17 protein-coding genes, 2 tRNA genes and 1 pseudogene are annotated in these 25,433 nt (G+C 49.4%); 9 read left to right on the forward strand and 11 right to left on the reverse strand.

The annotated features are described in order from the left end of the window. Positions 1 to 21: 21 nt before the first annotated feature. Positions 22 to 103: transfer RNA gene (locus tag WKT13_RS04075), tRNA-Leu, on the forward strand. Between the two features lie 196 nt (positions 104 to 299). On the opposite strand, the gene WKT13_RS04080 is transcribed toward WKT13_RS04075, so the two are convergent. Continuing rightward, positions 300 to 1,310 carry an aspartate-semialdehyde dehydrogenase gene (locus WKT13_RS04080; protein ID WP_340322941.1) on the reverse strand — a complete coding sequence of 337 codons (1,011 nt, stop codon included), beginning with the start codon at positions 1,308 to 1,310 and terminating at the stop codon, positions 300 to 302. Positions 1,311 to 1,438: 128 nt separating this feature from the next. Between WKT13_RS04080 and WKT13_RS04085 the strand changes: the two genes are divergently transcribed. The 5 genes from WKT13_RS04085 to WKT13_RS04105 all read left to right on the forward strand — a co-directional run bounded on the left by WKT13_RS04085 (position 1,439) and on the right by WKT13_RS04105 (position 6,875). Beyond that, the gene (locus tag WKT13_RS04085) at positions 1,439 to 1,888 is read left to right on the forward strand and encodes a hypothetical protein (RefSeq protein WP_340322942.1); all 450 of its coding nucleotides are present in this window, start codon (positions 1,439 to 1,441) and stop codon (positions 1,886 to 1,888) included. Between the two features lie 418 nt (positions 1,889 to 2,306). Beyond that, complete coding sequence (locus WKT13_RS04090) at positions 2,307 to 4,463, forward strand: cation:proton antiporter (protein WP_340322943.1); 2,157 nt, start codon at positions 2,307 to 2,309, stop codon at positions 4,461 to 4,463. 68 nt (positions 4,464 to 4,531) lie between these two features. After that, complete coding sequence (locus tag WKT13_RS04095) at positions 4,532 to 5,269, forward strand: ABC transporter ATP-binding protein (RefSeq protein ID WP_298618837.1); 738 nt, start codon at positions 4,532 to 4,534, stop codon at positions 5,267 to 5,269. Positions 5,270 to 5,307: 38 nt separating this feature from the next. Continuing rightward, positions 5,308 to 6,141, forward strand: coding sequence for a CvfB family protein (locus WKT13_RS04100; RefSeq protein ID WP_340322944.1), 834 nt, complete (start codon positions 5,308 to 5,310; stop codon positions 6,139 to 6,141). Further along, positions 6,141 to 6,875: a tRNA threonylcarbamoyladenosine dehydratase gene (locus tag WKT13_RS04105; RefSeq protein WP_340322945.1), complete on the forward strand. Its 735-nt coding sequence runs from the start codon at positions 6,141 to 6,143 to the stop codon at positions 6,873 to 6,875. Before WKT13_RS04100 ends, WKT13_RS04105 begins: the two co-directional genes overlap by 1 nt. A 704-nt stretch (positions 6,876 to 7,579) precedes the next feature. Here the strand turns inward: WKT13_RS04105 and asnS are convergent. The 5 genes from asnS to WKT13_RS04130 all read right to left on the reverse strand — a co-directional run bounded on the left by asnS (position 7,580) and on the right by WKT13_RS04130 (position 15,886). Beyond that, entirely contained in the window at positions 7,580 to 8,983 is a 1,404-nt protein-coding gene (gene asnS / locus WKT13_RS04110; RefSeq protein ID WP_298618843.1) for an asparagine--tRNA ligase, read from the reverse strand. A 148-nt stretch (positions 8,984 to 9,131) separates the two neighbouring features. Next, positions 9,132 to 10,586: a pseudouridine synthase gene (locus tag WKT13_RS04115; protein WP_340322946.1), complete on the reverse strand. Its 1,455-nt coding sequence runs from the start codon at positions 10,584 to 10,586 to the stop codon at positions 9,132 to 9,134. A 95-nt stretch (positions 10,587 to 10,681) separates the two neighbouring features. Further along, positions 10,682 to 12,028: an adenylosuccinate lyase gene (gene purB, locus WKT13_RS04120; RefSeq protein WP_340322947.1), complete on the reverse strand. Its 1,347-nt coding sequence runs from the start codon at positions 12,026 to 12,028 to the stop codon at positions 10,682 to 10,684. 1,127 nt (positions 12,029 to 13,155) lie between these two features. Beyond that, positions 13,156 to 13,230 (reverse strand) — tRNA-Val (locus tag WKT13_RS04125). A 241-nt stretch (positions 13,231 to 13,471) separates the two neighbouring features. Next, entirely contained in the window at positions 13,472 to 15,886 is a 2,415-nt protein-coding gene (locus WKT13_RS04130) for a T9SS type A sorting domain-containing protein (RefSeq protein WP_340322948.1), read from the reverse strand. A 260-nt stretch (positions 15,887 to 16,146) separates the two neighbouring features. On the opposite strand from WKT13_RS04130, the gene WKT13_RS04135 reads away from it, so the two are divergent. Beyond that, positions 16,147 to 16,512 (forward strand): hypothetical protein, encoded by a 366-nt coding sequence (locus tag WKT13_RS04135; protein ID WP_340322949.1) that lies wholly within the window; start codon positions 16,147 to 16,149, stop codon positions 16,510 to 16,512. Positions 16,513 to 16,627: 115 nt separating this feature from the next. Here the strand turns inward: WKT13_RS04135 and WKT13_RS04140 are convergent, their stop codons facing one another. The 5 genes and pseudogenes from WKT13_RS04140 to WKT13_RS04160 form a co-directional block, all read right to left on the reverse strand. Beyond that, positions 16,628 to 17,974 carry a citrate/2-methylcitrate synthase gene (locus WKT13_RS04140; RefSeq protein ID WP_298618202.1) on the reverse strand — a complete coding sequence of 449 codons (1,347 nt, stop codon included), beginning with the start codon at positions 17,972 to 17,974 and terminating at the stop codon, positions 16,628 to 16,630. Between the two features lie 69 nt (positions 17,975 to 18,043). Further along, positions 18,044 to 19,234: pseudogene (gene icd, locus WKT13_RS04145) on the reverse strand (NADP-dependent isocitrate dehydrogenase); the annotation flags it as partial. 77 nt (positions 19,235 to 19,311) lie between these two features. Then, entirely contained in the window at positions 19,312 to 21,573 is a 2,262-nt protein-coding gene (locus WKT13_RS04150) for an aconitate hydratase (protein ID WP_340322950.1), read from the reverse strand. A gap of 228 nt (positions 21,574 to 21,801) precedes the next feature. Further along, entirely contained in the window at positions 21,802 to 23,040 is a 1,239-nt protein-coding gene (locus WKT13_RS04155) for a TlpA disulfide reductase family protein (RefSeq protein ID WP_340322951.1), read from the reverse strand. 377 nt (positions 23,041 to 23,417) lie between these two features. Then, complete coding sequence (locus tag WKT13_RS04160) at positions 23,418 to 23,909, reverse strand: low molecular weight protein-tyrosine-phosphatase (protein WP_340322952.1); 492 nt, start codon at positions 23,907 to 23,909, stop codon at positions 23,418 to 23,420. A 442-nt stretch (positions 23,910 to 24,351) separates the two neighbouring features. Between WKT13_RS04160 and WKT13_RS04165 the strand changes: the two genes are divergently transcribed. After that, positions 24,352 to 24,876 carry a hypothetical protein gene (locus tag WKT13_RS04165; protein ID WP_340322953.1) on the forward strand — a complete coding sequence of 175 codons (525 nt, stop codon included), beginning with the start codon at positions 24,352 to 24,354 and terminating at the stop codon, positions 24,874 to 24,876. Positions 24,877 to 24,918: 42 nt separating this feature from the next. Then, entirely contained in the window at positions 24,919 to 25,425 is a 507-nt protein-coding gene (locus tag WKT13_RS04170) for a hypothetical protein (RefSeq protein ID WP_340322954.1), read from the forward strand. Positions 25,426 to 25,433: the final 8 nt, after the last annotated feature.

A 25,433-nucleotide genomic window follows, 5' to 3' on the forward strand; every position in this document is an offset into this window, starting at 1 on the left:
GGACCGCAAAACTCACATTTTGCGCTTGTGGCGGAATTGGTAGACGCGCCAGACTTAGGATCTGGTGTCTCGCGACGTGTAGGTTCGAGTCCTATCAGGCGCACACAGAAAACGCCGGACAGTAATTCACAACTGTCCGGCGTTTTGTTTTTACACCACACATATATTAATACACACGCGCGGGAAACTTCCGTACACTCATCCACATCCTTCCCCTGGACACGAAAAAACGGCGCATGCGGTGATACATATCCCGCATGCGCCGTATGTTTATCGTACAGGCGTACGACCGAAGCCAATTACTTCACGTCGCCTACCTTTATAAGATATTCGGCTATCTGCACTGCGTTGAGCGCCGCACCCTTACGTATCTGGTCGCCGCTGAGCCACAGTGTAAGACCACAATCGTCGGCAAGATCCTTGCGCACGCGGCCTACATACACATCATCCAGACCTGCTGTCTCGAGCGGCATCGGATAAACGAGGTTTGACGGATCGTCCTTGAGAGTACATCCCGGTGCTGCGGAAATGGCCTTCTGGGCATCCTCAACACTTATCGGGCTTTCTGTCTCAATCCAAACGCTTTCCGAATGTGAACGGAGCGACGACACACGGACACATGTGGCAGAGCACTTCACGTCGCTGTGCATAATCTTGCGTGTCTCGTTGAACATCTTCATCTCTTCCTTGGTGTAGCCGTTCTCAGTGAAAACGTCTATCTGCGGAATGACGTTGTAAGCCAGCTGATGCGGGAACTTCTCCACTGTCACGGGCTTGCCTTCCACGAGTTCCTCATACTGCTGCTGCAGTTCGGCCATGGCTGCGGCTCCTGCGCCACTCGCACTCTGATAGCTCGACACATGTATGCGCTTGATGTGACTGAGCTGCTCCAACGGTTTGAGCACCACCACCATCATGATTGTAGTGCAGTTAGGGTTGGCGATGATGCCACGCGGACGGTTGAGGGCATCCTCGGCGTTGCACTCAGGCACAACCAAAGGCACGTCGTCGCACATGCGGAAAGCGCTTGAGTTGTCTATCATCACAGCTCCATGCTTGGTGATTGTCTCAGCAAACTCTTTCGATGTGCCGCCACCGGCAGATACGAAAGCAATATCAACATCCTTGAAGTCGTCGTTGTGCTGCAACAGTTTCACCTCGTATTCCTTTCCCTTGAAACTGTATTTGCGACCGGCCGAACGCTCCGAGCCGAAAAGAACCAGTTCATCCATCGGGAAATCACGCTCTGCAAGTATGCGCAGGAACTCCTGTCCTACGGCTCCGCTTGCTCCTACAATTGCTACTTTCATAATGTTATAATCTTTATGTTGTTATACTTCCTTCTTCTTTGCCATGCCGTCCGCGACACAAAGTCGTGCCGTCCGTCACCCCGACGGAACTACATCTCCATGCGCAGACTTATGCCTAAAGGCATGACATGCAAACAGTTATTCCTTGCAAAGATACAACATTTCCATTAAAATACAATTACCACGGCTCTTTTATCGCATCAGAAACCGACACAATGCCGCCAGTCATCACTCCGCGACGACAATATGACCAGCGGATGACATGCTTCCGTCAAAGCATAATACGACGCATTATTTTAACTTATTTTTCAATATTGCACCTTTATGATTTAACTTTTCATTTTTCACAATCCGGAGAAATCGAAATAGAAAAAAGCGTATCAGAAAGCCATATTCAGACAATCGGAAAATATTTCACACCACACACGGATGCAGAAAAGACCATATTGCATCGCAAAACAGTGCATATCACAGCACGAAATGCACCGTATCATGCCATAATACAGGCTATTTCAGAGGCTGATACAGGCCATTTTGCAAGACGAAGAAAAATACACCGCGTTACGCTTCAAACGTAAGCGCATAACAATCAGCTGATTACTAACGAATGTGCAAAGCCGTTATCTTTCACGAAAAATACAGCCAACGTGATTTGATTTCAAAATACGAAGATTTCAGCGAAATCTATTTTAACACTTAAAATTCAAAATATATTAATTTATGTTTACATAAAACGCATTACAACAACCATTTTGCACATCTTGCAGAGCAGACTACGAACATGCCCACCACAAACACACACGACTGCAATACAACCGACAACGCGCCGCACAGACCATACCATACAGCTCCACACCGTCTCACAAACATGCGTCGAAGCATGCAAATAGTGTTCTGTTCGGCCCATTTCCGCGTTTTTATTCGTTTATTCCGCCAATTTTGATTAAGTTTGCACATTAATTAAATAACAGAAAGACAAACACCAGCAAAATACCCATGGCCCAGATAGCGCAATACTTTCCGATAACCGACCCTACGCTCATATTCTTCGTGGTGATGATAATCATCCTCTCGGCGCCCATCATTATGGGAAAGCTCCGCATTCCGCACATCATCGGTATGGTGCTGGCCGGAGTGCTCGTAGGCAAGTACGGACTCAACATTCTGGTGCGCGACGACTCGTTCGAGCTATTCGGTAAGGTGGGACTCTACTACATCATGTTCCTCGCCTCGCTCGAGATGAACATGGACGGCATACGCAAGGACGGACGGAGGTTTCTCACTTTCGGTCTGCTCACCTTCTCGGCACCGTTCGTTCTGACCTATTTCATGAGCACCGAACTGCTGGGCTACTCCCAGCAGGCATCTCTGCTGCTTGGCTGCATCATGGCTTCCAACACTCTGATAGCCTATCCCATTGTGAGCCGCTACGGTCTTCAGCGCAAGAAGAGCGTGTCGCTAAGCGTCGGTTCGTCCATGATATCGCTGCTGCTTGCCCTTGTCACGCTGGCCGCCCTCGTGGCCTCGCACAGGGAGAGCACCGGTTTCTGGTTCTGGGTGTGGTTTGTCGCCAAATTCTTTGTCTACATAGGGTCGATGGTTCTCGTCATTCCGAGACTCACGCGCTGGTTTCTTCGCCGCTACAGCGACGCCGTGATGCAGTTCATCTTCGTCATGTCCATGCTCTTCATGAGTGCCGCACTGAGCGAGGCCGTGGGACTTGAGGGCATCTTCGGAGCCTTCGTCGCCGGACTCATACTCAACCGCTACATACCGCACGTGTCGCCTCTGATGAACCGCATAGAGTTTATCGGCAACGCACTGTTCATCCCCTACTTCCTCATCGGTGTGGGCATGCTCATCAACGTGCGCCTGCTCTTCGCCGGCACGGGCATCATCTGGGTGGTGCTTGCCATCACATTCTTCGGCACATTCGGTAAGGCCATCGCCGCATACCTGTCGGCCCGTCTGTTCCGCCTGCCGCTGTCGTCGGGCAACATGATGTTCGGACTCACCTCGGCCCATGCCGCCGGTTCCATAGCCATGATAATGGTGGGTATGAGAATTGAGACATCGCCGGGCCATTTCCTCGTAAATGACGAGATGCTCAACGCCGTGGTGATAATGATTCTCTTCACGTGCATCATATCGACAATGATGACCGAATCGGCCGCACAGCAGATAATACTGCGCGACAAAGACATGCCGCAGGACGACGGGCAGACCGACGACGAACGCATACTCATCCCGATGAAATATCCAGAGTATGCAAACCGCCTGCTGAGTCTTGCACTCATGATGCGCAACCCGCGTCTGGGACGTGAGATTGTGGGCCTTAACGTGGTTTATGACGACGACGACATGCGCACCAATCAGGAGCGCGGACAGCGCCTTCTGGAGAGTGTCAGCAAGTATGCCGCAGCTGCCGACGTGAGAATGCAGACTCAGGTGAGAGTGGCTGCCAACATAGCCAACGGCATAAAGCACGCCTTCAAGGAGTTCCATGCCTCGGAGATTATCATCGGAATGCACATGCACAAGGAGGTGTCGCAGAAGTTCTGGGGAGCGTTCCACCAGAGTCTGTTCAACGGACTGAACAATCAGATAATAATGGCGCGCCTGAAACAGCCGCTCACAACCATACGCCACATACACGTGGCTGTGCCGTCGAGGGCGCAGTTCGAACCGGGATTCTACCGTTGGCTCGAACGAATGGACCGCCTCGCAGGCAACATGGAGTGCCGGATGATGTTCCACGGACGTCCCGACACACTCTCACTCATCAACAAATACACCGTACAGCGTCATCCGGAGGTGAAAGCCGAATACATGTCGATGACCCACTGGAACGAGATGCCGAAGCTCGCGGCCAACATAAACGAGGATCATCTGTTTGTGGTAGTGGCTGCACGAAAGGGCACAGTGTCATACAAGAACGCGATAGAATATCTGCCCGAGGAGCTGACGACGCATTTCTCAGGCACAAATCTCATGATTATATTCCCCGACCAGCACGGCAACGCTATGGACGAAATGACCTTCGCACAGCCGCAACACACCGAGGACCGAAGCGCTTACGAGAGCATCGGCAAGTGGATAAACCGCATGAAGAAGTCGGGAAAAAACCGTACCGACGGCAGCGACGCACAATGAAAGCGGCCTGACAGCCACACATCAACCGCCGGCACGCACATACAACAAAAGACAAACATACTGTATTTATGATAGACATCAAGGGTATTACCAAAAGTTTCGGCTCACTGCAGGTGCTCAAAGGCATCGACCTGCACATTGACAAAGGCGAGGTGGTGAGCATAGTCGGACCCAGCGGAGCAGGCAAGACCACTCTGCTGCAGATCATCGGTACACTCGACAGACCGGACAGCGGCTCGATTGTCATCGACGGAATAGACGTAAGAAAACTCAACTCCAGACAAATAGGCGAGTTCCGCAACCGCCACATTGGTTTCGTATTCCAGTTCCACCAGCTCCTTCCGGAGTTCACGGCAATAGAGAACATCATGATTCCGGCATTCATCGGAGGCATGGGCAAGAGCGAAGCCAAGGAGCGCGCACTCGAACTGCTGCGTTTCATGGGTCTGGAAGACCGCGCCACACACAAGCCGGCGGAGCTGTCGGGAGGCGAAAAGCAGCGTGTTGCTGTGGCGAGAGCACTGATGAACAACCCGGCAGTGATTCTTGCAGACGAGCCCAGCGGCAGTCTCGACTCAAAGAACAAGGAAGAACTGCACCGTCTGTTCTTCGAACTGCGCGACAAATTCGGCCAGACATTCGTCATCGTGACACACGACGAGAACCTGGCCAAGATAACCGACCGCACCATTGTGATGAAGGACGGAATGCTGGAGAACAGCTTCTCTGCAGCCGCACCGGCATCGACGGAAGAAACTCCTAAGGATACAGCCGGAGCGGAAGATTCCGACGGCGACGGTGAATAATCTTTTCTTTATTTCAAACCACAAAAAAACAGACTGACATGATAAAGCTCGGCGACTACAACATACTGACTGTCGTTAAGGAAGTGGACTTCGGACTGTATCTCGACGGAGGCGACGAAGGTGAGATACTGCTGCCCCGTCGCTACGTACCCGAGGGTGCCGAACCAGGCGACACGATGGAAGTGTTCATCTATCTCGACAATGAAGAGAGGCTCGTAGCCACAACAGAGATTCCTCTGGCTAAGGTAGGCGACTTCGCTTATCTTGAAGTTGCGTGGGTGAACCAGCACGGAGCGTTCCTCAACTGGGGCCTGATGAAAGACCTGTTCTGCCCGTTCCGCGAGCAGAAAATGCGCATGGTGAAGGGCAACAAATACATAGTCCACGTGCATCTCGACGAAGAGAGCTACCGCATCATGGCGTCTGCCAAGGTGGAACACTTCCTCAGCGAGGACATGCCACCCTATCAGCGCGGCGACGAGGTGGACATGCTGGTGTGGCAGAAGACCGACCTGGGCTTCAAGGTGATTGTGGACAACAAGTTCCAGGGCCTCATATACGACGACCAGATTTTTAAATACATACACACGGGCGACCGCATGAAGGGCTACGTGAACACTGTCAGACCCGACGGAAAGATAGACCTTATGGTGCAACCTTTGGGACGCCGGCGCACTACAGACTTCGCAGAGACCCTGCTGGAGTACATGCGTGGCAACGGCGGAATGTGTCCGCTGGGCGACAAAAGCGACGCCGAGGACATAAAGGAGATGTTCCATGTGAGCAAGAAGGTGTTCAAACGTGCCGTGGGCGACCTGTACAAGCGCCGGCTGATAAGCATTTCGGACAACTCTCTAAAGCTGAACGACTGATGCAGGAGTGGTATTCAAGGACGGAGATGCTGTTCGGACACGAGGCCATAGAGGCGCTGGCAGCAGCGCGGGTAGCCGTGTTCGGAGTAGGCGGCGTGGGCGGTTATGCCGTCGAGGTGATGGCGCGCAGCGGCGTGGGACGCATCGATCTGATAGACAACGACACTGTGAGCATCACCAATATCAACCGTCAGATAATAGCACTCAACAGCAACGTGGGACAATATAAGGTGGACGTGGCGCGCCAGAGGGTTCTTGACATCAATCCGCAATGCGACGTCAGAGCCATACGCATGTTCTATCTGCCCGAAGAGGCGGACAACATCGACCTGTCGGAATATGACTATGTGGTGGACTGCATCGACACCATTAAGGCCAAGATAGACATAGCAATGCGCTGCCATGAGCTCGGCGTACCGGTGATAAGCAGCATGGGAGCGGCCAACAAGCTCGACCCGACGATGTTCCGTGTGACCGATCTGAGCAAGACAAGCATGGACCCGATAGCCCGGATAATGCGTAAGAAACTGCGCAAGGCGGGCATAGAGCATCTGAAAGTGGTTTACAGCGAGGAGCAACCGGAAAAGGCAACAGACTCTGATGCGCCCGACGACAACGCTACGACATCCAAACGCCCCGTTCCGGCAAGCAATGCCTTTGTGCCGGCAGCGGCAGGTATAATAATAGGTGGTGAGGTTGTGAAGGACATAATCGGCATAGGCAGAAAACAGTAAGCTCTCCGGTCCGCAACGGAAAGCTGTTTCCCACAACTGAAAGGAAAGACAATATGGTGCACTTTCAGATTTTCACCATCCTGCGTTTTTTTCGTCTGAGTTTTCAGTTCTACCCCGAAAAACGAGCGCGTATTTGCGAGCTGACTCTCCATCGGACGCAAATTCGCGAAAAATAAGAGCCCTACACAAGATACTGAACATCAGCGGTTTACGCTTGAAGATAATTCTTTCGTCATACAAAAAGCACCATATTGGCACGCGATACAGGCCGTTTCAGGGCCTGATATGCACCATAACACACCCTGAAACAGGCATAACCAGCCCCTAAAACGGGCTTAACCGGAACGCTGAACGGAATATACGACATTCCACTACCGGATATAACACAAGGCCATACGGCCTGAACCGGCCTTTCTTACGCCGGATTTAACATTCCCTTACATCTCTTTTACGAAAAAATTTTGTCAAAAAAAAGTCAAGAAAAACTGTAAGTCCGCCTGCTGAGTTTTCTCTAAAAACGCCGGTATGAGGCATGAGAATAATCAAGGAAAACCACGGAACGGCAACAGGAAAACAATGAAACGAGAATAAGGAAAAATAATACAGACATTGAAACAATGGCTTAACGATGATAAAAGAACAATCCCGGAACAGAAGCGCAAAAACTTTATTCCGGGATTGTTTTTATATTTTGAGACTTCCGTTTAGAACTCGGCAGTCTTCGGTGTACGCGGGAACGGGATGACGTCGCGTATGTTCTGCATACCTGTAACGAAGAGGATGAGACGCTCGAAACCGAGTCCGAAACCACCGTGAGGGCATGTTCCGTACTTGCGGGTGTCGAGATACCACCACATATCCTTCATCGGGATGTTGCGCTCGGTGATCTGTGTCATGAGTTTGTCGTAGCTTTCCTCACGCACACTTCCGCCGATTATCTCGCCGATCTGCGGGAACAGCACGTCTGTACCCTGTACTGTGCGGCCGTCTTCGTTCATCTTCATGTAGAAAGCCTTTATCTCCTTCGGATAATCATTCATTATCACAGGCTTCTTGAAGTGCTCCTCAACGAGGAAGCGCTCGTGTTCGCTCGCGAGATCCATGCCCCATGAAACCGGGAACTCGAACTTCTTGCCGTTTGCCACAGCCTCTTCGAGAATCTTGATACCGTCGGTATAGGTGAGACGTACGAACGAATCCTTCAACACTCCTTCGAGTCGTGCGATCAGACCCTTATCAATCATCTTGTTGAGGAACTCAAGATCGTCCTTGCAGTTGTCCAAAGCCCACTGTACACAATACTTGATGAAGTCTTCCTCGAGGTCCATCAGGTCGTCCTTATCGATGAAAGCCACCTCAGGCTCTATCATCCAGAACTCTGCAAGATGGCGCGGAGTATTACTGTTCTCAGCGCGGAATGTCGGACCGAATGTATAAATCTGTCCCAGAGCAGTGGCTCCGAGCTCACCTTCGAGCTGTCCCGAAACGGTGAGAGATGTCATCTTTCCGAAGAAATCATCGCTGTAGATGATCTTTCCTTCCTCGTCTTTCTTCAGGTCGTACAGGTTCTTTGTAGTAACCTGGAACATCTCGCCGGCACCCTCGCAGTCGCTTGCGGTGATGATGGGCGAATGGAAATAGAAGAAGCCGCGGTCGTGGAAGAACTTGTGTATGGCGATGGCCATGTTGTGACGGATGCGCATAACGGCACCGAAAGTATTGGTGCGCAGACGCATATGGGCGTACTGACGCATGTATTCGAAGCTCTGTCCCTTCTTCTGCATGGGATAGTCAGAACCGCACAGACCGTAAATCTCGAGCTCGCGGCACTGTATTTCGGAAGCCTGACCGGCTCCCTGGCTCTCGACAAGTTCGCCGGTGGCGCTGATACAAGCACCTGTGGTGATCTGCTTCAGCATGTTCTCGTCGAACTTGGAGGGATCGACAACTATCTGAACGTTCTTTATAGTTGAGCCGTCGTTAAGTGCAATGAAATCAACGGCCTTGCTGCTGCGGTGTGTACGCACCCATCCTCTGACATTGACAGTCGCGCCGAAGTCGGTGCGCTTCAGAACGTCAACAACCTTTGTTCTACGTATTGTCTCCATTTTTTGAATATGTTATAAAATGCTGTCAGCCTTTTCAGCACGTGCCTCTGCCCTCTCACAGTTTATACAACCGGTCTCCGCGGCAGCGGCACGGCCCGAATCGGCCGACACGTCATCTGTTTATGTTTTTCTGTTTCAGTTTCACTGTTTACTCGAAAGCACCCATGCGCAGCATGTCAACCTCTTTCTCTGTGAGGAAACGCCAGTCACCGCGACGCAGATTCTTCTTTGTCAGTCCGGCAAACTGTACGCGGTCGAGCTTCACTACATGATAGCCCAGGTGTTCGAATATACGACGCACGATACGGTTCTTGCCGCTGTGAATCTCTATTCCCACCTGACTCTTGTCAGTATCGCTTGCATATTCGATTGCGTCTGCATGTATCTCGCCGTCCTCAAGCTCTATACCCTCGGCTATCTGCTGCATGTCGTGAGCAGTGACATTCTTGTCGAGGAATACGTGGTAAACCTTTTTCTTGAGGAACTTCGGATGAGTCAGCTTGCTCGCAAGGTCGCCGTCGTTGGTGAGAAGCAGCACACCTGTAGTGTTGCGGTCGAGTCGTCCCACCGGATAGATGCGCTCCGGACAAACGTTACCCACGATGTCCATCACGGTCTTGCGGTGCTGTGGATCGTCACTTGTGGTGACACAATCCTTCGGTTTGTTGAGAAGCACGTAAACCTTCTTCTCAAGTGTCACAGGATTGTTCTGGAACTTGATCTCGTCAGTACGCTTAACCTTTGTACCGAGTTCGGTTACCACTGTTCCGTTAACGGTCACTGCGCCTGCCTCTATGTACTCATCGGCTTCGCGACGGCTGCAAACACCTGCGTTGGCTAGGAACTTATTAAGACGTATAGGTTCGTTCGGATCGATGTGGGTTTCGCTGTACTCGATGCGTTTCTTCATGCTGTACTTAGCATTCGGATCGTAATCAGCGGTACGAGGACGATAACCTCCCTGCAGGAAGTTCTTGTTGTAACCGCCACGCTGCGGACGTGCGCCACGCTGCTGGAAACCACCCTGACGCTGCTGATAGCCGCCCTGAGCACCTTCACCGCTGTTGTAACGCGGACGATAGCCTGCCTGCTGGCGTGGCTGATAGCCGCCCTGAGCACCTTCGCCGCTGTTGAAGCGCGGACGATAGCCTGCCTGCTGGCGTGGCTGATAGCCGCCCTGAGCATCATCTCCGCCGTTGAAGCGCGGACGATAACCGGCCTGCTGGCGTGGCTGATAGCCGCCCTGAGCACCTTCGCCGCTGTTGAAGCGTGGACGATAACCGGCCTGCTGGCGTGGCTGATAGCCGCCCTGAGCACCTTCGCCGCTGTTGAAGCGCGGACGATAACCGGCCTGCTGACGCGGCTGATAACCTGTGTTATTATTGTTTTGCAGCAATCCGGCTCCAAAACCTTCGGGACGGAAACCGCCCTCATCGTTGTTGGTGCGTCCCGCTGTGTATGCACGCTGCACACGAATACGCGGACGCTGCGGCCGGGTGCCGCTACGATAATCCTTCTGATAGTTTGAGGCAGCATGCTCCTGGCTCTCGCCATTCTGCTCCGAAGACTGCCCTTGTGCTTTGTTTTCTAATTCTAAATCCATATTAAATGATGATGTTTTGGCCTCACGGCTCCGGTTAATAAATTACAACTTTCTGAAATATGTAAACCTTTTAAGTGTAAAAAAATGATTTCTTATCAGATACCCGTGTAATTGTGCGGCGTGATGGCCATAAGCTCAGCCTTGACCTCATCGCTCACATCGAGCGTTTTTACGAAGTCGTGGATGGTTTCTTCTGTCATCTTCTTGTTAGTACGGGTAAGCGCTTTCAGTGCCTCGTAAGGATGAGGATAAGCCTCGCGGCGCAGAATAGTCTGTATGGCTTCTGCCACTACTGCCCATGTATTGTCGAGATCCTCGTAAATCTTCTGTTCGTTGAGAATGAGCTTGCGCAGTCCTTTCAGCGTACTCATGATGGCGATAAGACCATGACCGAACGGCACGCCCACATTGCGGAGCACCGTAGAGTCGGTAAGGTCGCGCTGCAGACGGCTCACCGGCAACTTGGCAGCAAGGAACTGGAGCACGGCATTTGCCACGCCGAGGTTGCCCTCACTGTTCTCGAAGTCGATAGGATTGACTTTATGAGGCATTGCACTCGAACCAACCTCGCCGGCTTTTATCTTCTGTTTGAAGTAGTCCATGGAAATATACATCCAGAAATCGCGGTCAAGGTCGATGATGATTGTATTTATGCGGCGCATGGCGTCGAACACTCCGCCAAGGCAATCGTAGTTGCTTATCTGTGTGGTATACTGCTCACGCTCCATGCCGAGTTTCTCCTTAGCGAAGCTGTTACCGAAAGCTTTCCAGTCGAACTGCGGATATGCCACATGGTGGGCGTTGTAGTTGCCCGTAGCACCTCCGAACTTCACAGTCATCTTGCATGCCTTCAGCTGGTTGAGCTGTTCGGTGAGACGGTACACGTAAACCATGATCTCCTTACCGAGTCTTGTAGGCGACGCCGGCTGACCATGTGTCTTTGCAAGCATCGGCACGTCCTTCCACTCCTCGGCATAGGTATTGAGCTGGGCGATGAGTTCCTCTACGGCAGGATAATACACGTGTTCGAGCGCCTCCTTGATGGACAACGGCACGCTGGTATTGTTGATGTCCTGCGACGTAAGACCGAAGTGTATGAACTCCTTGTAGGCATCCAGTCCGCCGATCTTGTCGAATTCTTCCTTTATGAAATATTCCACAGCCTTCACATCGTGGTTGGTCACAGCCTCGATGTCCTTCACACGCTGCGCACACACCTCATCGAAATCGGTGTAAATGCTTCTCAAACGTCCGAACAACGCATGGTCGAACGAAGCCAGCTGCGGCAGCGGAAGTTCGCACAAGGTGATGAAATATTCTATTTCCACACGCACTCTGTAGCGGATGAGTGCATACTCTGAAAAGTAATCGGCCAATGCCTCCGTTTTACCTCTGTAACGGCCATCTATCGGGGATATGGCGGTAAGCAAGTCAAGTTTCATAAAAAATACCTATTATAGATGCTGCAAAATTAATAATTTAAATCGAAACATGCGCAAAGTTTTCAAAAACTTAGCCTTTTGTTACTCTTATTTTATGCACACTTAACTTTTAATGCCACTTTGAAATGACTATTTTCACAAATCAGGTTATAAACAGACTAAAAACACATCGAGGCAAGGAAGGATAAAAAAAGCCCTGCATCATCAGTCAGAGAACTGAAAATCAACCGGAAAGGACGGTTCGGAAGAGATTCCGTACATACCGGTTACGATAATAAGCCCGCGTCTTCAACCCCGGAAGGGCGTCGTCTTTCTCTGTTGAGATGAAACAAACCCGCGCTTTTTCAAATTGTAAGCATGTTGCGGTTTTTCCGCCAGAGTTTTCTGTTCTACCCCAAAAAACGAGCGCGTATTTGCGCACCAACTTTCCTTCGGGAGCAAATACGCGAGAAATAAGAGCTTTAAGCAAACATCTGTATAACAACGATTTACGTCCGGAAGCGATTTTTCAGTCACACAAAATGCACCATTTCAGCATGCGATATGGCCCATTTCAGGGCATGAAACACACCACATCACACCCTGAAACGAACGAAAACGGAAGCTGAAACTGGCTTAAACGGAAAGCAAGATGAAGCATACGACACTCCGCAGCAGGGTATATGACAAGAACATTCATACAGAACATACCTCCGAAACGTATGATTCAACACCTCCTCGCTCCTCTTTCACGATTTTCATTTGTCAAAAAAAAGTCAAGAAAATCTGTAAGCGCGCCGTCCGGGTTTTCTTTTAAAAAGCCGAGATGAGGTGCAACGAAAAGCAGGAAGAGCATGCACATGTATTACGGTGATGATTAACTGGTTACGGAAACACGGATTTATCATTAAACAAGGAAATGCCTGTCAACACTCATGTCATCCCGCGTTGTCATGAAATTTCACAGCTTTCTATGGTAATTATTTACAGGAACCTGTCACCACAGAATTTCCACCTAACCGAAAGAACACATGAAAGAACATACAGAAAACATACTGCAACCGCTCCATCATACGATAGCAGCAAAGCGGACAGGAAACGTACAGACACAAAAAAGCCGGATGCAAAATTACATCCGGCTATGGCTGTGGGCGTTGACGGATTCGAACCGCCGACCCTCTGCTTGTAAGGCAGATGCTCTAAACCAGCTGAGCTAAACGCCCGTCGCTTATCTTAAAAGCGGTGCAAAGATAAGAACATTTGTTCAAACCGCCAAACAAACGCTCATATATTTTACTTATTTTAACACAAATCACCCATTTACAAGGCCAAATATCCACTTTTCACCATTCTCAACACGAAAAAACATATCTGCACAAGCTATAGGACAAGAAACGGAAAGGCCGGCTGCGGAAAGCATGGAAGCCCTACGCAGCCGGCCCGACTATATCGTCAGAACCGCTATCAGCGGATAACAATCTTCTTGATCATACCTCCTGACTTCACAACATATACACCAGGACGTCCAAGTACGTAAACATTCGTACCGGCTGTTCCGGCTGCATCAACACACTTGCGGCCGCTCACGTCGTACACCTCAACAGCCTGCGGCTGGTCAAGAACCACGTGCACATTGCGTCCTACTGCGAATATACCCTTAACGCCCTGCGCCATGTCAATGCCGTCGGTGGTTCCGTTGAGATCGACGAGAGCCATCTCGCCTGACGGAGAGTAAACCTCCTGACCGCAGAACAGACGGTAAGCATATACACGATAGCCGAAGTTCTCGTGCTCGCCCTGCTCCAGATTGCTGAAGGTATAGGCTGTGTTCTGGTTGCCCCAAGCAAAACCGTTGGCCTCCTCAGTAATGATCTGAGAGCCGGAAGCAAGCTCCTGGCTTACCTTTATGTCATCGATGAAGAACATGGAGCCTTTGTATGTATAAATCAACAGCGGCATGTCTGCCTCACCACAGTCGAATTCGGCAGTGAGAGTTGTGGGCTCATATTCGCCGGAGAAGTACAGACGCTTGTATACCTTTGAGCCTGCCTGGATGACAAGAGAGTCCTCCTCTGTGCCAAGACCGCCACACATGGTCACTTCAACCTTGAACTTTCCTCCGTTGCCATCGAGTTTTAAAGCCGGAGTCTGAACTGTTCCGGCCTTGCTGAAGCTGCCTGCACCGGAGTTGCCACCAAGCATTCCGGGGATAGTGACATAGTTCTGGCCCAGCCATCCGGGAAGTGTTGTGTAAGCATCGAGCGATTTCGGACCGAACATAGACATAACATCGTTATACGGCATGTCCTGAGTTCCCTGTGTCGCCTTGGCAAAATCCTCGTGCAGAACGACCGTCTCTTCCGGTTCGTCCACTGTATAAACCCTGAAGTTGCGCACATAATAGCCGTCAGCTTTCGGCACTGCCTGCCAGCGGGCAGTATACTGATTGTCGCTCACTCCGTCGGCAACACTCAACACAGGCACTGCCAGTCCGAGAGCAGGAACGGCGTCTGACGCAGCCGAAGTGAATTCAGTGTTCTTTGCCTTCACCGTATAGCAATAGTCTTTTGCAGCATCAAGTCCCTTAGCCACGTAGAATGTGTCGGTCAGTTCCTTGTCCACGAATACAGGAACTGTCTCCGGCTGCACCATATACGATATCTGGTCGATGGCAATCATCGGATCTTTATCTGTGTCGTTTGCATGCTTTTCGAACACGATAGCCACACGGTGGATGTTGTCCTCCAGGCTGTTGGCAACAGAGATGAACTCACCCTGAGTTGATATACGCTCTATATCGATGCGTCCGAGTTCATACCACTCGTCATTATCGAGCATCACGTTCACCTTTATAGTGCTTGCATTCACCGGATTGCCAGATATGTTTCGAGCGTAGAACTTGAAGTCAACAAGTTTTCCGTCGATGTAAGGTGTCTGCAACCAGTCGTTTGTCTCGCCCATGACAAGAGCCTGCGAGCCTTCATATCCGACGTTGCTGAGCTGTATGCCGTCGCCCTGCGCCAGCACGATCTGCCATCCTTCAGGGTAGTTGGGGTTGCTGCTGTCCACCATACCGTCGGCTGTAGAGTTGATACCGTCGAACGATTCGGATGTCGTCGCCTTGTCCATATTCATCTCATAAAGGCTGAGCAGATAGCTCTCAGCTTCCTTGGTAGGATACCAGTTGGCTGTGAATCCTTCGGCATTGAAGTCTGTAGCTCCGGCGGGTACAGGCGGAATGATTGATGTCTGCTTGCTCACCACCTTTATGTCGTCCAGAAGAACGGCAGCAGAATACATGGAGAACTCCAGCGCGCACGAACGGAACTCACCCTTGCTGAATGTCACGCTGTATTCCTCCCACGTCTTTCCGATAACGAGCTGCGAGTTTTCCAGTGTGCCCTTCTCTGAATGTATCAGCGCAACGGTCATCTTGTCAGACTCCGTTTCATTGCCAAGCAGACGCGCACGGAAAGTCATTGTGAGATCGCCGGCATAGTTTCCTTTCGGCGTAATGAGATATCCGGGCAGAGTTTCCACGCCACCGTCAGACGTCGAAAAGTTACCCAACACCATAGCGCACACACCGCCGGCCTGTCTTATGGCTGCACCTTGCCATCCGGGAGCCTTGGTGTAATAAGACGGAATCTCTCCGGTGAAGTTGTCGGACACGTTCTTGTTGTCCGGTTCATCCTCTGTTCCGGCCGTAAACAAAGAAAAGTCCTCATCGAGCAAGACTGTTTCCTCTTTGTCAGCATTTGCACGAAGTTCTGTGGCGGCCATTCCCACCGGCTTCAGTTTCACCTGAGCGGTAGTCGAAAGAACCGACATCGACAGCACCAGAAGAAGTGCGTTCGTTTTAAAAGTAGAATTTTTCATAACAGATTTGATTTTGTATAATGTTAGTGTACATTCATCTCCCGTTTCATCTCGACGGCTGACTGGACAACAGTAAGTCCAGTCCGGACAGTCAGCTCTGTATCATCATGCATGCATACAACGTCCGTTGTATCATTTACCGACTGTCACAAAGTAATCATAGGCTATGTGTGACGCTTCACACTTTCGTTTGCAAAAATACAAAAATAAAGCATACAATATCACTTTTTGACAATAAATACGGCAAAATATTTGCATTTATGTCATTCAGTTCCATAAAAAGCGAGAAAAAAGGAAATACAGTCCAACACTTTGCTATCCATCATTCCGCTGCCTACAACACCATCGCAGCTCTGCAGAAACGTCCATTCGACATGACGGGAAAGCCCTTATCACCACGTCATAAAGCCCGTTTCATGCACCGGAATGGCCCGTTTCACACAACGAAACGCACCATTCTGCACAACAAAAACGGCCCTCCAACAATGTTGAAGAGCCGTTTTCAGCTTTTTATAAGCCAGAAGCCACATTCTGATAACACCGAAGACGTCCTTTCAGTGACTGTCTTACGCTTTACAGTTCCTATTTTAGGATTTTCTGTTGTAAATCTCTTTTACTCTCGGTAATACATATTTATCCAGTCATGCATACCCGTCAGCCTCATCCGTATGCGCCCAACTGCATGCCGTCAGCAACATGTCCCTGTCGAGTCAGCCGCACGGCAGTCAGTAGCACACGCCATCAGCGCTCGGCCAGAGGCACGTACTCTCTTTCCTCCAGTATGTTCTTGTAGGCCGGACGGATGATGCGGCGTCCCTCGAAATTGAGTTCCTCTATGCGGTGGGCCATCCATCCCACGATACGCGACATGGCGAATATCGGAGTGTAAATCTCCTGCGGAAGACCTATCATCTCGTATATGAAACCAGAATAGAAATCCACATTGGCGCAGAGAGGTTTCTTGGTGTTGCGTCGTGCAGACACACACTTGATGCTCTCCTGCTCGAGCAGACGCAGGAAATCGTACTCTGCCTCGCGGCCTTTCTCCTTAGCCAGTTCGCCGGCAAGCTTCTTCAACTCCACGGCACGCGGATCGCTCACCGTATAAACGGCGTGACCGATGCCGTAGATAAGGCCGCTTCCGTCGTAGGCGTCGCCGTCCAGAATGCGGTTAAGATAAGTGTCTATCTCGTCTATGTCGGTCCAGTCGCTGATGTTATCCTTCAGATGATGGAACATATTGATGGCTCTGATGTTGGCGCCACCGTGCAACGGACCCTTCAGAGAGCCTATTCCGGCTGCAATACTCGAATAAGTATCGGTGCGGCTCGAGGATGTCACTCTCACCGTGAACGTCGAGTTGTTACCTCCACCATGCTCTGCCTGAATGATGAGAAGCATGTCGAGCATGCGAGCATCGAGTTCGGTGTAGTCGTTCTGCTTCAGCATGTAGAGGAAGTTTTCGGCTATTGAGAGATTCTCACGCGGATGATGTATGTGCAGCGAACGTCCACGCACGGTGTGGCGGTAGCTGTTGTAGGCGTAGGCCACTATCGTTGGGAACTTGGCTGTGAGCTCCACCGCCTGGCGCATGAGGTTGTCGCGCGACAGATCGTCTGGATTCGGGTCGAACGTATACATCTCAAGCACCGTACGTGCAAGGATATTCATGATGTTTGAACCCTCAAGGTCGATGATGTGGACTATCGATTTATGGTCCAGAGCCATATTGTCATTGATAAGCTCTCTGAACGCCGAGAGTTCCTCACGGTCGGGAAGATTGCCCGAGAGAAGCAGGAAAGCTATCTCTTCGAAGCCGAGGCGCTTCTCGGCAAGTATGGGAGACACGAGGTCGTCGAGCTCGTAACCGCGGTAATACAGTTTGCCTGCAGTCGGCACAAGATGACCTTTCTCGTCGCGGTCGTAGCCCACTACGTTTCCTATTTTTGTCAGACCCACGAGCACGCCGCTTCCGTCCTCGTTTCTCAGACCGCGTTTCACTCCGTATTTCGGGAACAGTTCGTTGGCTATCTTACACGAGTTCTTCACCTCGTCAGACAGCTTGTATATCAGATATTCCTTTTTCATAACCTTAAGTTTTGTTTGTTTTAAACTGCCGTCCGGCACCGTAGGCCGTCCGGTAAAATCATTGTGTGGTCATAGACCGGAGGCAAGCATGCTGCCGAATGCCTTTGTTCCGAGCGGTTTTCCGTCGGGCATGAACCGTGCAAGGTCGGTTGTCGCATATCCTTCAGCAAACAGGCGTTCCATAGCCGAGGTTATCAGACCGGCCGCTTCGTTCCATCCCATATACTCGAGCATCATTACTGCCGATAGGATGATGGAACACGGATTCACCAGATCCTTGCCCGCAATGTCGGGCGCAATGCCGTGTGTAGCTTCAAAGATGGCGTGTCCGCTCTTATAGTTGATGTTTGCACCGGGCGCAATACCTATGCCTCCCACCTGTGCGGCAAGCATGTCAGACACATAATCGCCGTTGAGATTCATCGTGGCAATGACGCTGTAGTCGCGCGGACGCAGCAAAGCATTCTGCAGGAATGCATCACAGATGCAGTCGTTTATGACAAGCCGGCCGCTGCGAAGTTCTTCTCCGTATTCGCGTTCGGCCAGTTCGTAGCCCCACTTCTTGAATCCGCCTTCGGTGAATTTCATTATGTTGCCCTTGTGTACGAGCGTCACCGTCTTGCGGTTGTGTGTCAGCGCATATTCAATGGCGCTGCGTATGAGCCGTTCGCTGCCTTCACGCGACACGGGCTTCACACCGTAGGCTGAAGTGGCGGGGAATCTTACCTTGCCCACTCCCATTTCTTCCGAAATGAATTTATAGAACTTCTCCGCCTCGGGCGAACCGGCCTCCCACTCTATTCCGGCGTATATGTCTTCGGTGTTCTCGCGGAATATACACATATCCACGTCCTCAGGATGCTTCACCGGCGACTCTATACCGCGGAAATAACGCACCGGACGCTGGCATACATAAAGGTCGAGCGTCTGTCGCAAAGCCACATTCAGTGAGCGCATACCACCTCCCACGGGCGTCATAAGTGGACCTTTTATTCCTACAAGATATTCGGCAAAAGCGTCGAGTGTGGCTTTCGGCAACCACTCACCGGTCTGTTCGTTGGCCTTACCACCGGCAAACACCTCCATCCACTCTATCTTCCGCTTTCCGTCGTAAGCCTTTCTCACGGCCGCATCCACGACCTCCCGACACACGGGCGACACCTCGCTGCCCACACCATCGCCCTCGATAAAGGGAATGGTCGGCATATCTGGCACGGCCAGACGGCCGTTTTTCATTTCTATTTTCATTATTATTTCGTTGTTTTGGAGTTTCCTTCAGTTAATGATAATCAGATAAGCGCTTTTCCGCAAGCAGCACTATGCTTTACTACAGCGGCTTATTTATGAAGCCCTACATAGTTGAGTGCGCTACCGGCACGGAACCATTCAATCTGAGTAGAGTTGTAAGAATGACATACTTCGAAGCTTTCCGTTGTACCATCAGCATGACGCAGCACAACCACAAGCGGCTTTCCGGGTACGAACGTGTCGAGTCCCGTCACCGAAATGCGGTCATCCTCGCGTACCTTGTCATAGTCAGCCTTATCCTTGAAGGTCAGGGCGAGCATGCCTTGTTTCTTCAGATTGGTCTCATGAATGCGTGCGAAGCTCTTAGCCAATACCACACGTACGTTGAGATAGCGCGGCTCCATGGCAGCATGTTCGCGCGAACTGCCCTCTCCGTAGTTGTCTTCTGCCACGACGATTGACGACAGTCCGGCCGCCTTATAGGCTTTGGCAGCAGCAGACACAGCCATTTCATTGCCGTCAGTAAGACACTTCACGCGATTGCTCTCGTCGTTAAAGGCATTCACAGCACCCATAAGCAGATTGTCGGATATGTTCTGCAGATGTCCGCGATACTTCAGCCACGGGCCTGCCATTGATATATGGTCGGTGGTGCATTTGCCTTTCACCTTTATTAATAAGGGCATATCACACAGATCCTTGCCGTTCCACGCTCCAAACGGAGCCAGTTTCTGCAGACGGTCTGAGTCGGGTGAGATTACAACCTGCACGTCGCTGCCGTCTGCCGGAGGCGCGATGAATCCGTCGTCCGTGGCATCGAATCCTTCAGGAGGGAACACATTGCCCTGCGGCGGGTCGAGCATCACGCTCTGTCCTGAAACGTCTGTCAGTGCGTCCGTGGCAGGATTGAAGTCAAGACGGCCCGCTACGGCAAGTGCCATGGTCAGTTCCGGACTGCCGATGAATGCGTATGTGTTAGGATTTCCGTCGGCGCGGCGTCTGAAGTTGCGGTTGAACGAGGTCACAATAGAGTTTTTACGTTCGTTGTCATCAGTATGTCGCTTCCATTGTCCGATGCAAGGACCGCACGCATTGGTCATTATCACCGCTCCGATGCGTCTGAAATCTTCCAGTATTCCGTCTCTTTCGGCTGTGCGGCGTATCTGTTCCGAACCCGGGTTTATTATTATCTGTCCTTTCACGGGGATGTTCTTCTCGTAAGCCTGACGCGCAACCGAAGCCGCACGGCACAGGTCCTGATATGAGGAATTGGTGCATGAGCCTATCAGTCCCACCTCTACAGCCGGCGGAAATCCGCATTCCTCCACCTTAGACTTCATCTGAGAGAGGGGCGTGGCGGCATCCGGTGTGAACGGACCATTGAGATGCGGTTCCACCTTACTGAGGTCAATGTCAATCACTTTATCGTAGTATGCTTCCGGATTTTCATACACTTCGTCGTCGGCACGCAGATTACCACTACATGTACGAGCCATTGCGGCTATCTCCTCACGACCTGTACGGCACAGATATTCGGCACCGTTGTCGTCGAACGGGAATATGGAGCAAGTCGCACCGAGCTCGGCTCCCATATTACAAATAGTGGCTTTACCCGTTGCCGACATCGACTCGAGGCCGTCGCCGAAATATTCCAATATGGCATTCGTACCGCCCTTGACGGTCAGCATACCGAGAATCTGCAGTATGACATCCTTCGGCGATGCCCAGCCCGACAGTTTACCACTCAGCCGTACGCCGATGAGCGTCGGCATCTTCAGTTCCCACGGCTGACCCGTAAGCACGTCCACAGCATCCGCGCCGCCCACTCCTACGGCCACCATACCGAGTCCTCCGGCATTGGGCGTGTGCGAGTCGGTGCCTACCATCATTCCTCCTGGGAAAGCATAATTCTCGAGCACCACCTGATGTATGATGCCAGCGCCCGGTCCCCAGAAACCTATGTGATACTTGGCCGATACAGAACGCAGGAAGTCATAAACCTCCTTGTTTGTCGTCATTGCCGCCGGCAGGTCCTTGTCTGCACCGACGTCGGCTTTTATCAGATGGTCGCAATGCACCGAAGCAGGCACAGCCACGCGGTCCTTTCCGGCGTTCATGAACTGCAGCAGCGCCATCTGCGCCGTCGCATCCTGCATAGCCACACGATCGGGACGGAAATCCACGTAGTCGGTTCCGCGCTTATAAGCTTTCAACCCATTCTCATCATACAAATGAGCGTAAAGCACTTTCTCCGCATAAGTAAGCGGCCTGCCTAACAATCCTTTTACCTTTTCTACCTTATTATTATATGAAGAATAGAAGCTCTTCAGCATTTCGTAATCCAGTATCATCTTATCTTGCTTTTGATCGGATGCAAAAATACAAAAAAAATTCATAAATGTAGCATTTTCATCAATATACTTAGCAAATTGAAACTATTAATAACTCATATCGATAAAAATGTTGTATTTTTATGCAAAAATAAAAATAAAAGCTCATAAAAATACATAAAACAAGCCGGAACAGTCTTTGACATACAATCGAAAAACACACAAAAGACTGTTCCAGCAACCTTGTTTTCAGTCGTTCATAATACTTTCGAGCTTCCTGCCCACCTCAATTATATTTGAACTCTTATAAATCACCTCACCCGTAGGAGATATTATGAAATAAGACGGTATGTCAGCTACACCGTACTCCGAATCCACCGGTCCGGCGTTTTCCGTTCTTACACGAAACTGTTTCCACGTCATCATGTCGTCCAACGCCGTCAACCATTTGTCGCCATCGTCATCCAGTGACACGCCAATCACGTTTATCCGGCCTTCATATTTGTCTTTTATATCGCGCAATCTCGGCATTCCTGCCCTGCACGGTCCGCACCATGATGCCCAGAAATCCACAATATTAACCTTGTCGCGGCTGAGTACGCTCTCCAGATTAACATCTTCTCCACTCGTCGAAACCATGCGAAGATCGGCAAAATGGCGACCTTTCACAAACTTCATATAGCGTGGCATATCGGCAAGAAATCTTTTATAGCGCAACGTATCGGCGTTGCCCGCGAACTTGTCTGCCGTGGATTCCAGCATATCCTTCGTATAACAATAAGGGTACTCCAGCTTTTTCAACTGCAATATGAGAGATATGGCGTACTCGGGATGGGCGTTTATGAAATCATCATTGATGCGTTCCACCGTCTTTCTCTGCTCCGAAGCAATCACCTTAAGACTGTCGAGCTCACTCTGCGGACGTTCCACAGCATCGTTGCTCACCACATGATTGGTTGCTCCGAGCAGGCTTTCCGTATGCCACAGCCTGTCTTCAGCCGCCATAACCGCGTCGCGCCATTCGTTGTAACGATTCTGTTCTGTTCCGCCACTGACAACTGCGGCGGTCTCGCTCATCATGGGCGACACCTCCGGTTCGTCATAATTCATCACACGCGGAAGACGTGTAACATCGTCAACAACTACACTCATGTCTGCATTGTCGAGCATGACAGTAACATATCTTGCATCTCTATCGTTGAAAAACGAAGCAGCACGCGCATCGCAGAATATGATGTAAGCAAGCGCAGGACCGTCAACATGTCCGGAAATCTCAAACGTTCCGTCCTTAACAAGCGCCTCTGCCAACGGCTGTTTACCTAAAAGTAATCTATTAAATCCGTAATACTCAGGAACGTCTATGTCATAGCAAATTACTACCTTCATGCTGTCGGCCACGCTTCCGACACTTCCTTTTATATTGAAATCCCGACATTCGGCCGCACACGATATGAGCAGGGCCATGAAAAAAAGCATCAGTCTTGTCATAAAAGCAATATATATACGGTTAGTTTTCTCAAATATAAGAAATAAAGAACAAACGTATATACAAGGCAGGAGAAATATAACATAAATTAAACCCCAATCGGTCATCAGACCGCATCTGTTTCATATATTTTATGCATTCATGCTTTCAGCCGTCTTTTTGTTTTCTATTGACCACTTTTTGTTGGATTTTTCTTAACAGAGCCCGCTATGCCTGCAAAAAATCCAACGAAAATACGCTCTATACAAAGCAAAAATACCGACTGAATTATAATGACCGATTCGGGTTAAAAATGTGCAACAGAATGGGTATCAGACACACATCATTCTGTTGCACATTATATAAAAGCCACCTTACAAGCGGCAGATGACATGACACATCAGAACTCAGCCAGAAGTCCGGCGCAAGCGTCCTCTATCAGATCGAGGGCATAATCGAAGTCCGAATCATCACCGTAGTAAGGATCGGGAATCTCGCTGACTCCTGCATGGGCTGTCATATACGAGCCAAGCATCCTCACCTTGTCCTTCTCCTCTGGCATGGAAGCCATGGCAGTGACGGCACGCACGTTGGCATTATCCATCACAAGAATGAGGTCGAAGCGGCTGAAATCGGCCGTGGAAAGCTGACGTGCGCGACTGTCGAACTTATAACCGCGCACTGCTCCGCGCCGGCGCATACGGCTGTCGGGCAACTGTCCGATGTGCCATCCACCTATTCCGGCAGAATCGATGAAAAACTCGTCCTCGCGTCCGGCCTTCTCCACGAGCGCCTTCATCACGCCCTCAGCAGCCGGACTGCGGCATATATTGCCCAAGCAAACAAAAAGTATCTTATATTTTTTATTGTTTATCAATTGATTATCTTTCATTATAATATGTCGGTTTACATTGTGGTTTACAATAATTACACCTTGTTATAGCATCTTAATCTTGCAAAATTAAATATTAGAATTGATTTACGGTGATTTTTCTTCTTTATTTCAATCTAAATAAAATGAAAAGTGCTAATTTTGTGCTGTAAACTAAAATAATTTTGCCTATGGTATAGATAATACTAAAAGACATATAATATAAAGAGCGTTAGCTTGTATCTTGTGGATTTCCAAAATCGCCAAATTCAACAGAAATCAACCAAGGATAACAAGGTAATGCCTGCGTCCTCATCGGCGTGGGCTTTTACTGTTGTATATGGTTGATTGGGTGTTTGGCGATACCTTGGAAGTCGATACAGCGTAAGGTCCACGCTTTTTGTATTGTCTTCCCCACAGATTTTGGACTATAGTATAATATTATAAATAAACAATAGACGCAATGAAAAAAACAATTTCAATTATATTATTATTTGTTGTTTCTATTATAGTTATCAGTTGTGATGTAAATAATAACAAGATAAAAGAAGAAGCAATTACTGAAAAATTAGAAAAAGTTAATAGTGTCGAAGAGTTTAAAAAGCTACTAAATGGCACAACATGGCATTATACAGAACCTCTTAACAGTTCAAAAATAGGATGTTGGTTAAAAGTTGAGTTTAGCGGAGATGAATACACATTCTATTATGCAAATCCAAGCGACGGAAAGTGGACTATGGATAATAAAGGCAAATTTAAAATAAGTGAAAGTCGTTATCATAATACAGGTGAGAAGTTCTATAAAGTTACATTTGAGGGTGGAATTTTAGGACCATCAGGGACCGTTTGTGACGAAAATGCAGAAATAAATTTCACTAATGAATGTTATTTTCACATTCATTCCTTAGTGCTTAGTATATTAATTGCTGACGGAAGAACAAATGCCTTGGTTGGCAAAGCTGAATATGGTGATTATTCATGGGATTAAAGATTATTTTTGTTTTAAATAGTATAACTTATAAATTGAATTATGAAAAAGTTTTTTGATTATTTTTTTATTATACTCTTTGCTGCTGTTTCTTTTAATCTGACTTCATGTAGTGATGACGATGACCCAACAGAAGGTGGTAATAAGATTGAAATCAATGGAGTTGGTTATAATCTATCAGCGGTTGGATTTATGGGAAATTGGGATGAAAGTACGAATAAAGGAACATTTACTGTCGCTGTAGATAATGAAAGTAATGGAGTTATTAATGTGGAATATTATACTTTCTCATATAGAAATGTAACCGGTCCTCAAGTAGGCGATGATTTTTCCACTATGAATTTGGCATTAACACCGCTAAACGAAGAAGAAGATGGTAGCATTATCGATTTGGAGGATGCCTTTAAGTATAATTCAGGAAAGGCTATAGTAACTAATGTCAATCCCAATGAAAGCGAAATAACTATCAGATTTGAGCATTTAAAAATGAGTCATGATGGTAGGGATTATACATTTAACGGAAACGCAACTTTAATGTTTAACTATTGATTGTCGGA

It is taken from the genome of Prevotella sp. HCN-7019, assembly GCF_037890215.1.
In the GTDB taxonomy this organism is placed as follows: domain Bacteria; phylum Bacteroidota; class Bacteroidia; order Bacteroidales; family Bacteroidaceae; genus Prevotella.

Excerpts from the sequence above, each read along its gene's own strand:
- WKT13_RS04165 (WP_340322953.1), top strand. The coding sequence starts at position 24,352 with ATGAAAAAAACAATTTCAATTATATTATTATTTGTTGTTTCTATTATA.
- WKT13_RS04160 (WP_340322952.1), bottom strand. The coding sequence starts at position 23,909 with ATGAAAGATAATCAATTGATAAACAATAAAAAATATAAGATACTTTTT.
- asnS (WP_298618843.1), bottom strand. The coding sequence starts at position 8,983 with ATGGAGACAATACGTAGAACAAAGGTTGTTGACGTTCTGAAGCGCACC.
- WKT13_RS04150 (WP_340322950.1), bottom strand. The coding sequence starts at position 21,573 with ATGATACTGGATTACGAAATGCTGAAGAGCTTCTATTCTTCATATAAT.
- WKT13_RS04170 (WP_340322954.1), top strand. The coding sequence starts at position 24,919 with ATGAAAAAGTTTTTTGATTATTTTTTTATTATACTCTTTGCTGCTGTT.
- WKT13_RS04105 (WP_340322945.1), top strand. The coding sequence starts at position 6,141 with ATGCAGGAGTGGTATTCAAGGACGGAGATGCTGTTCGGACACGAGGCC.
- WKT13_RS04155 (WP_340322951.1), bottom strand. The coding sequence starts at position 23,040 with ATGACAAGACTGATGCTTTTTTTCATGGCCCTGCTCATATCGTGTGCG.
- WKT13_RS04085 (WP_340322942.1), top strand. The coding sequence starts at position 1,439 with ATGCAAACAGTTATTCCTTGCAAAGATACAACATTTCCATTAAAATAC.
- WKT13_RS04095 (WP_298618837.1), top strand. The coding sequence starts at position 4,532 with ATGATAGACATCAAGGGTATTACCAAAAGTTTCGGCTCACTGCAGGTG.
- WKT13_RS04080 (WP_340322941.1), bottom strand. The coding sequence starts at position 1,310 with ATGAAAGTAGCAATTGTAGGAGCAAGCGGAGCCGTAGGACAGGAGTTC.
- WKT13_RS04135 (WP_340322949.1), top strand. The coding sequence starts at position 16,147 with ATGTCATTCAGTTCCATAAAAAGCGAGAAAAAAGGAAATACAGTCCAA.
- WKT13_RS04140 (WP_298618202.1), bottom strand. The coding sequence starts at position 17,974 with ATGAAAAAGGAATATCTGATATACAAGCTGTCTGACGAGGTGAAGAAC.
- WKT13_RS04090 (WP_340322943.1), top strand. The coding sequence starts at position 2,307 with ATGGCCCAGATAGCGCAATACTTTCCGATAACCGACCCTACGCTCATA.
- purB (WP_340322947.1), bottom strand. The coding sequence starts at position 12,028 with ATGAAACTTGACTTGCTTACCGCCATATCCCCGATAGATGGCCGTTAC.
- WKT13_RS04115 (WP_340322946.1), bottom strand. The coding sequence starts at position 10,586 with ATGGATTTAGAATTAGAAAACAAAGCACAAGGGCAGTCTTCGGAGCAG.
- WKT13_RS04100 (WP_340322944.1), top strand. The coding sequence starts at position 5,308 with ATGATAAAGCTCGGCGACTACAACATACTGACTGTCGTTAAGGAAGTG.
- WKT13_RS04130 (WP_340322948.1), bottom strand. The coding sequence starts at position 15,886 with ATGAAAAATTCTACTTTTAAAACGAACGCACTTCTTCTGGTGCTGTCG.